The sequence below is a fragment of the Fischerella sp. genome (genome assembly GCF_013388695.1).
Taxonomy (GTDB): Bacteria; Cyanobacteriota; Cyanobacteriia; order Cyanobacteriales; family Nostocaceae; genus PCC9605.
The window spans coordinates 20,040-27,438 of the sequence record NZ_JACAEU010000096.1 but is presented as its reverse complement, the minus strand read 5'-3'; the positions used below and the strand labels follow the sequence as shown (position 1 = coordinate 27,438).

Sequence of the window (7,399 nt, the reverse complement as noted above, 5' to 3'; positions counted from 1 at the left end):
ATATGAATTTACAATTCACGGGTATGTAGAGACGTAGCAATGCTACGTCTCTACAATGATTTGGCATCGAGCTACAAAAATGTATGCAAACATAATTCATGACCAAATTCAGCAACGCCTTATTTTTAATTACGTTGATGCAACCTGTGCATTCCTCCCAGGAATAGTAACCAAATGACTACTACAATCCAATGGATGGTTGCGATCGCCCCATAAGTCAACAGCGTCACACCTGCAATCAGCCAATCCCGCGCTTGGGGAATGGCGACAGACGCTAACACGCGGTTGAGAATAATTGAAACAGGCGATACTTGCGTGAAAGGGATCTTTATCTGCCCGAATAACGGCGTAGGTGCTAAGGGCGCAATATCAGCGTTCCATCCCCCGACTTGATTGGTTTGCAAAAACCAAAGTTTTGCACCATGTCTTAAAAATAGCGCAGCAAGTTCATCATGTGCTTGTCGGGGCATGATGGTTCGCCAACTCGTCAATCCAGCCCAAATACTGGGATCTCGAAACGGTTGTTTACCATCACCAATTCCGACTGCAACATCTGCGTTGCTTTCCCAGTCAGCACGAACTATACCCAAAGGTAGCAATTCTTGTTCCAAGGCCGATCCCAAAGAGACTAGTTGGTGAAAGCGCCAAGTTTGGCGATCGCTGGGATGGGTGCTTAGCCACTTCTGGATCGCTTTAGAATTTAATAAGAGATAAGGGCAAAGAAGCGTCAAAAATCTCAGGCTAGTCCGGGGGATGTAGAAACCCCTGGCTCAAACTTTGCTAGCCAGGGGTATTTCATACATTTATTTGCTACTTTTATGCAATGCCTGCTAAACCTCAACCTCATCATAGTCAGGTGTATTTTTTTCTAAATTTCGCAGCGATCGCACGCTAAGCCCACCTAACCCTACCAAAAACATACACACTGCACAGATCACGTACAGCATTGCTATTCCTGCACCAGTACCAGTCCCAAATATTCCTCCTAAAATACCTACAAGGCTACCCCCTTCACGAAACGCAGGTACAAACACATTATCTGCTAAGGGCCCTGCAATCAAAACTGCTACTGCTGAAGCTAATTGTAAAAGTAGCGATCGCGCTGCAAAAACTCGTCCTTGTACATTAGGAGCAACCTTTGCTAACCAAATCGCATTATCCGAACTACCACTGACAGTAAAACTCAATGAACACAAAAATTGTGGAGGAATCCACACCCACATAGTTCGACCCAAACCAAATACTATTTTAGTTAAACCAACACCTATTATTCCCAGGAAAACGCCTTTAATTTTGTTTTTAAAACCTCCCCATTTATTAATAATTAATGCTCCCATTACACCGCCAAATCCTGCTGCTATGATTAAGTTACCCAGCACTAAAGTATTGTTACCTGTGCGTGAGAGAATCATCGGAACGTACAATGAATCTCCGAGATCGTGGGCAAAGAAAAATAATAAATTCGCTAATAACAGATTGAGGAGACTTTTTTGAGCGCTCAAGTAACGTAAACCATACCTCAAATCTTGCCAAAAAGTATCTTGCTTTTGGTTTTCTTCGGTTTGCAGTATTTGGGGAATCTGAACTAAAAAAATAGTAAAAATTGCGACTAAAAAAGTGGAAATATCAATTAACAAAATACCAAATAAACCTATTACTTTATAGAGATATCCTGCCAAAGCGGGAGCAATAATAATCGCACTATGATGTGACAAAAAATCGAGACTGCTGGCGCGGGTGTAGTGCTGTTTGGGAATCATTAATGATATTGATGCTGAGTATGCAAGATACTGAAATTGGCTGAAAGTGCCTACAAACGCGGCTGCTACATAAAAATGCCAAATTTGTAAGTATTTGTTGATATATAAAAATAGGAGAACAATTGTTGTCAAGACAGCAACTGTGTCACCTAGCATCATCAATAATTTCCGGTTAAAACGGTCTACAATTACACCGCTAATCGGGGTAATCAGAATGCTGGGAAGCAAGCCAAAGAAACCTACCAAAGCGAGAGTAGTTGCTTTGCCTGTAACTTCCCATGCCCAAATTTCCAGAGCAATGGTAGTCATTTGGCTGCCAATGTCAGAAACTAGTTGACCAAGCCAGATGATGAGGAAATTTCGCAGGCTGGTAGGAGTTGGTTGTTGTGACATTATTTAATGTTTATCTGTGGTCGAGGAATTAAATCTCTGTATACTGTAATTTCCAACAAACTTCGTTGATAATGGCTACTTACTTACAAGTGGAATTTGCGCGAAAATAGCAGACTGTAAAAGTTCAGGAAGTCGTTTCCAAGCTACACTGCCTTTACGACTTTTGATATACAATTGCATGAATTCAAGTAACGCTGTTGGGCTTTCTTCTGGAGGAAGATTAACGAACAAATAGGTAGGTTTATCGTGACTTGATACAGCTACAACACAGCCTTGACTACATGCCCAGAGGCATTTAACAGGTTTAATTTCAAGTTCGTCAGAGATAAATTTTTCGCCGCATAAACTGTTGAGTTTGTCAAGTAAAATAGAGCCGTCGGCGGGTTGATTTTTTGGCCGTTCTTCGGAGGAGCGGTGGCAGGATTTGCAGACAAAGAGGGTGGGTTTGGGTATAGAGTTAAGGCGTGTTGACGAGGTATTTGTAGAGCTTATCCATGACTCGATCAACACCAATAGTTTCTTCAGCATTTCAATTTACTTTGTATAGTTGGTTATTCTACACAGCTTTCAGTTTTGACCAAATAATCTTCTTTTTTACGATACCATCAAATCACGCTCTCTGTTACAATGAGGATCGTTGAAGACAGAACCACAAACGCATAAAGAACTTTTGTAGGAAGATTAACGGCAAGATTTGCAGACTGGTGAAAGTTAGCTATTGTGAAATTATGCGTATTTTTTCAGGAGAATAGAAATTTCATAAGCTTTCTAGCAGATATTTAGGAAGATCGTCTAATAATTTATTTACTCCCAAAGGGCCATAGACCCACCATAAATTTGGATCTACTATATACGCTCGCTTATTTTTGACTGCTTTTAGTGAAGATAAAATGCCATTCCAATGAGATAATAACTTTTCTTTGTCGCTATTTAAACTCACAAAAAATAGAATATCGGCATCATATCTATTAATAACTTCTATATTAAATAAGGCAGAATCATCAGGATTTAGAGGTCTATGCGGCATGTCTAAACCTAGATCGCTAAAAATCTGAAAATATATTATGTCGCCTCTTTGCAATTCAAAAGAATTACCTCCCAAATATTCAATAATAGAAACTTTAGCCTTCTCTAGATTATTATCCGCTAATATATTCTGTAATTCTTTAATTCGCTCTTGATATTGAAGGAGAATTTTTTCTGCTTTTTCTTCCCGACCTACTAGTTGAGCAATGAATCGAAGGTTGTCCTTAAAAGAATGTCTGACTCTGTTAAAATCTATAGGTACTGTGGGAGCAATTTGTGATAACAGTTTGTAATTGTTACTATCAAAGGGATCGTCGAATGACAAAATTAAATCCGGTTTGAGCCTAAGAATTTTCTCTAGAGAAGGTTGACCTCCATTCCCAACTATCTCAATTCCTGCAAGCTCATCAGCAGATAAACCACGAAAATTTACATTTACTTGTTTGGCAAAGGTTACTGTACCCACTGGTTTGATACCAAGAGCCAATAAGGGATCTACTATCCAGGCGTCCTCTAATGCAATAATACGCTGTGGTTTGTAGGGAACACAGGTTTCACCTAATTTGTGTTGAATTACTCGACACTCAGAAGTGGCTAATTGTTTTTTTGAAATATCAGATTTTTGGGTAACTGGACTGTAGCAAGCTGTAATTAAAAGGAAGGAAAAAGCCATTAAAAGAAATGGCTTTATCAATCGATGCATTGGGTTTCTCATCACTGAGTTTTGAGGTAGTTCACAAAATTACACTGTGTTGTAGCACATTATTCAGGCAGATTATTCAATCGACGATCAACCACAAAGCCAGTTAAAACTCCCAACTGATAGAACCAATGATTGTAAAGGGTTCGGTTCTTTGAACATATGTGCTGCTGTAGGCAAATGCGGCAGCGTCTATATCAAATACATTACGCATATTAATCGCCGCCTTCAAACCATCTCTCTGGTAGTAAAGCGCCGCATCGGTACGGAAGTAATCGTCTAGTTCAAACGAATTATCCAAATCTCCTTGGCGCGCACCCACATAAAACAGCCCCAAACCAAATCCCAAACCTTTCAAATCGCCATTCTGAATCTCATAGGTTGTCCAGAGACTGGCTTGATTTTCTGGTACGTTTGGCAATCGATTGCCAACCGGAAAAGTTTCATCTTCAGTGACTTCTGCATTGGTATAGGCGTAGGCAGCAGTCACCTTCCATCCAGGCAAAATCTCACCTGTAACATCTAACTCAATTCCTCGACTCCGTTGCTCCCCGGTTTGAATGGAACGTACAGGGTTAGCTGGATCGTCTGTGACAACGGTTGTGAGAACGTTTGTCTTGGTGAGTTGGTAGGCTGCTAACGTTGCTGAAAGCCTGCCGTCTAGAAAGTCGGTTTTAACGCCGACTTCATATTGAGTTCCCCTCGTTGGGTCAAATCTGACATCCGGATCTACGTTATCAAATCCAGAGACAGAGGCAAATGATCGAGTGTAGCTAGCATAGAGAGAAACCTCTTTGCTGGGCTGATACACTAAGCCAACACGGGGACTGAATGCCTCATCATTCTGTGTCGGAAAGACAACTACGTCTCCGCCTGTATTGACATCTGCTTCAAAATCAGTTGAAAGCCAATCATAGCGACCGCCGAGCAGGAATTTCAGATTATCAGTGAAAGCGATCTGATCCTGGAGATAAACACCGTAGGATCGCCTCACGAAATCAAAGTCAGAGAATGTATTACGTGTTGAAAATGTGGGTCTTGAGATATCGTAATCTGGATCGCGGATATCTAGAGGAGGCAGATCTGTATCGGCACTGATGCGATCGCCAACATTGCTAAAGTAGTTGAAATCAAAACCCGCTAAGACTTGATGTAAAATCGATCCGGTATTAAACTTCCCAAGCAAGTCGATCTGTCCAAAATAGTTGTTTCTGTGATACTCAGCTCTGAAAACATCGAATCCTTCCAAAAAGCGGTCGTCTGTTAGTGTAAAACCCGTAGCTCCATCCTCTTCAAAACGAGTAAGACTTATAGCAACATTATTCCGAAGCTTCCAGTTATCACTAAACTCGTGGTTTAGGATGTAGCCAAATTTTTGAGAGGTGGCATCGACCGACTGTAAACTAGGATAGTAAGTGGCAAAGTCCCGGGGTGTTAAACTACCATCGCTCAGAAACACAGCAGTAGAAAGACCAGCAGCAGGGTCGGCAAAAAGGTTAGTGTACTCATAGTACAGATCCAGATTTGTACGATCTCCCAACTTCAAGGTAATTGAGGGTGCGATCGTCGTCACTCTTGTGTCAGCAAAGCCTTGAAAATCGCTTGAACCTTGATAGCTAGCAATAAACCGATAAAGCACAGTTTTATCGGTATTCAAAGGCCCTGATAAATCGATGCTGGGTTGATAAAATCCATAATTTCCTGCCTCAAACCCGAGCCTGTAATAGGGTTCACTCAGGGGTTGTTTTGTGATCGTGTTAACAATCCCGCCAGGTTCCCCAGCTCCAAACAAAACTGAGCCGGGCCCTTTGAGAACTTCCACTCGCTCGATCGTCCCAATGGGTGACAGGGTGTAGAAATCACCATCTGGAACGCCATTTCGGAAATTGACAACGCCTGAACTCGCCTGGTCAAATCCTCTGATGATTTTGAATATAAGCGGCGCACCACCATAGATTGTAGAACCAGAAGCTACGCCACTGACTGTTTCCAGCGCCTCATTTACAGTTCTGACGTTGCGGTCTTCTAGAACCTGTTGCGGCACGACCTGAATCGATTGGGGGATGTCGCGTATCGGTGTGTCGGTTCTGGTGGCAGTTGACGCATCTGGTACGTTATACGCATCTTGCTCTCCCGTTACCACCAACTCAATTGGCTCATCTTCCTGCGCTGCTTCTGTTGGCGGTGTCTCACTTGGCTCTTCTTCGGCTTGCGGTGTTTGGGGTTGCTGCGGTGGTGGTTGTGTCGCCGTTGCCGTAGAAGTTATACCGAAAACCAGACCTGCATTATCATCAAATAACTCTACCGCGGGCAAAGCTTTCTCACCCACCACTGTTACTCGGACAGTATTCGCATCAACATTTGTCACTACGATCTCAGTGATTCCCGGAATTGGTTTCTCCGAACGAAACGTAAAAGCTTCACCCGACGGTAAACGCAATTGCCCGCCAGATACATCTGCAATAAAATTATTACCCGTACTGCGATTTGTGACTGGCAGTTGTTCCCCAAGAGTCGTCTCTAAAATTACCTCCACACCTTTGTCTGTGGGAATTGCTTTAACTCCCGTAATTGGTACAACTTGATCCCCACTTGTTTGTTCTGGATTAGGGGGGTTGGTCGGTGTTGGTGCCTGTACGAGTTTTTGAGCGCTAGTAGCGGGAATTTCGATTTCGCTCAGTTGGGTAATGTTTTTACTGGCTTCATCCGACTTTACTCTTTGCGGTGAACTTGCACTTTGAGACTGTTTGAGTCGGGGTTTCCTGGAACGAAGGAGATTAACAGGAGATTTGGCGATCGCAAATTCTTTATCTTTAGCTGCAACCTTCTCATCTAATGCAGATTTCCCTACTGTCTCGGTAGAAGGTCTGCCTTGAATATCCTCTTGTACTTCCTCACCTTTAGCAGGAATGCTTATAAAGATAGCAATAACACCTGTCAGCAGCAGGCTTTGAAAAAATTTATCTAACTTCATTACTTATCCGCTTACACTCAATCACACTACTTGGTTGTACCTAAAGACACAATTAACGAGAACTGAAAATAATTGTTATTTAGATTTAAGTTAGTTGAATCATATTATGAAGTGATGCAAGACACAAGATAATTAATAATTTTTTTTATTTAGTATGGGTGCCAAGCAAAAATTATTCTTAAACCAGGTATTTGCTTGACACATAATCAGAGATAGTATTTAGTAGCTAAAATTACTTTTCCAGCAAGTATTTCAAAAAGCCAAAATAGCTTCCTTAATTACGAATTTGCTCTAAATAGGACGAAATTGATGTAGCCCTATACAAAACTTAGATATCTCTCTTGAGGTACATGAAAATCAATACATCTTTTATCATCTATCTAAAGATATAAAAAAAATGCAATAAGTTAATCTAATAAGTTACTTTATTTTGATATGTATTATCTATAACTATCCTATTGCTAAAGCTACTAATTCTCGTTAGTGTAATCAAGGGTAAATAAAAATTAGTTGCAATAATCTAAATATTTATCCAAGTAAATCACT

5 protein-coding genes are annotated in these 7,399 nt (G+C 41.2%); all 5 read right to left on the bottom strand.

Features of this window, described 5'->3' with window-relative positions; translation table 11 throughout:
* Positions 1-125: 125 nt before the first annotated feature.
* The gene (locus HXY43_RS13010; protein ID WP_367161480.1) at positions 126-731 is read right to left on the bottom strand and encodes a hypothetical protein; all 606 of its coding nucleotides are present in this window, start codon (positions 729-731) and stop codon (positions 126-128) included.
* A gap of 99 nt (positions 732-830) precedes the next feature.
* The gene (locus HXY43_RS13005) at positions 831-2,153 is read right to left on the bottom strand and encodes an MFS transporter (protein WP_290883606.1); all 1,323 of its coding nucleotides are present in this window, start codon (positions 2,151-2,153) and stop codon (positions 831-833) included.
* A gap of 75 nt (positions 2,154-2,228) precedes the next feature.
* Positions 2,229-2,606, bottom strand: a complete 378-nt coding sequence (locus HXY43_RS13000; protein ID WP_026736234.1) for a DUF1636 family protein — start codon at positions 2,604-2,606, stop codon at positions 2,229-2,231.
* Positions 2,607-2,910: 304 nt separating this feature from the next.
* Positions 2,911-3,894, bottom strand: coding sequence for an ABC transporter substrate-binding protein (locus HXY43_RS12995; protein ID WP_290883605.1), 984 nt, complete (start codon positions 3,892-3,894; stop codon positions 2,911-2,913).
* 91 nt (positions 3,895-3,985) lie between these two features.
* The gene (locus HXY43_RS12990; protein ID WP_290883604.1) at positions 3,986-6,853 is read right to left on the bottom strand and encodes a TonB-dependent siderophore receptor; all 2,868 of its coding nucleotides are present in this window, start codon (positions 6,851-6,853) and stop codon (positions 3,986-3,988) included.
* Positions 6,854-7,399: the final 546 nt, after the last annotated feature.

Bases quoted from the DNA above. Each gene is read 5' to 3' on its own strand.
- HXY43_RS13005 (WP_290883606.1), bottom strand. From the start codon at position 2,153: ATGTCACAACAACCAACTCCTACCAGCCTGCGAAATTTCCTCATCATC.
- HXY43_RS12995 (WP_290883605.1), bottom strand. From the start codon at position 3,894: ATGAGAAACCCAATGCATCGATTGATAAAGCCATTTCTTTTAATGGCT.
- HXY43_RS12990 (WP_290883604.1), bottom strand. From the start codon at position 6,853: ATGAAGTTAGATAAATTTTTTCAAAGCCTGCTGCTGACAGGTGTTATT.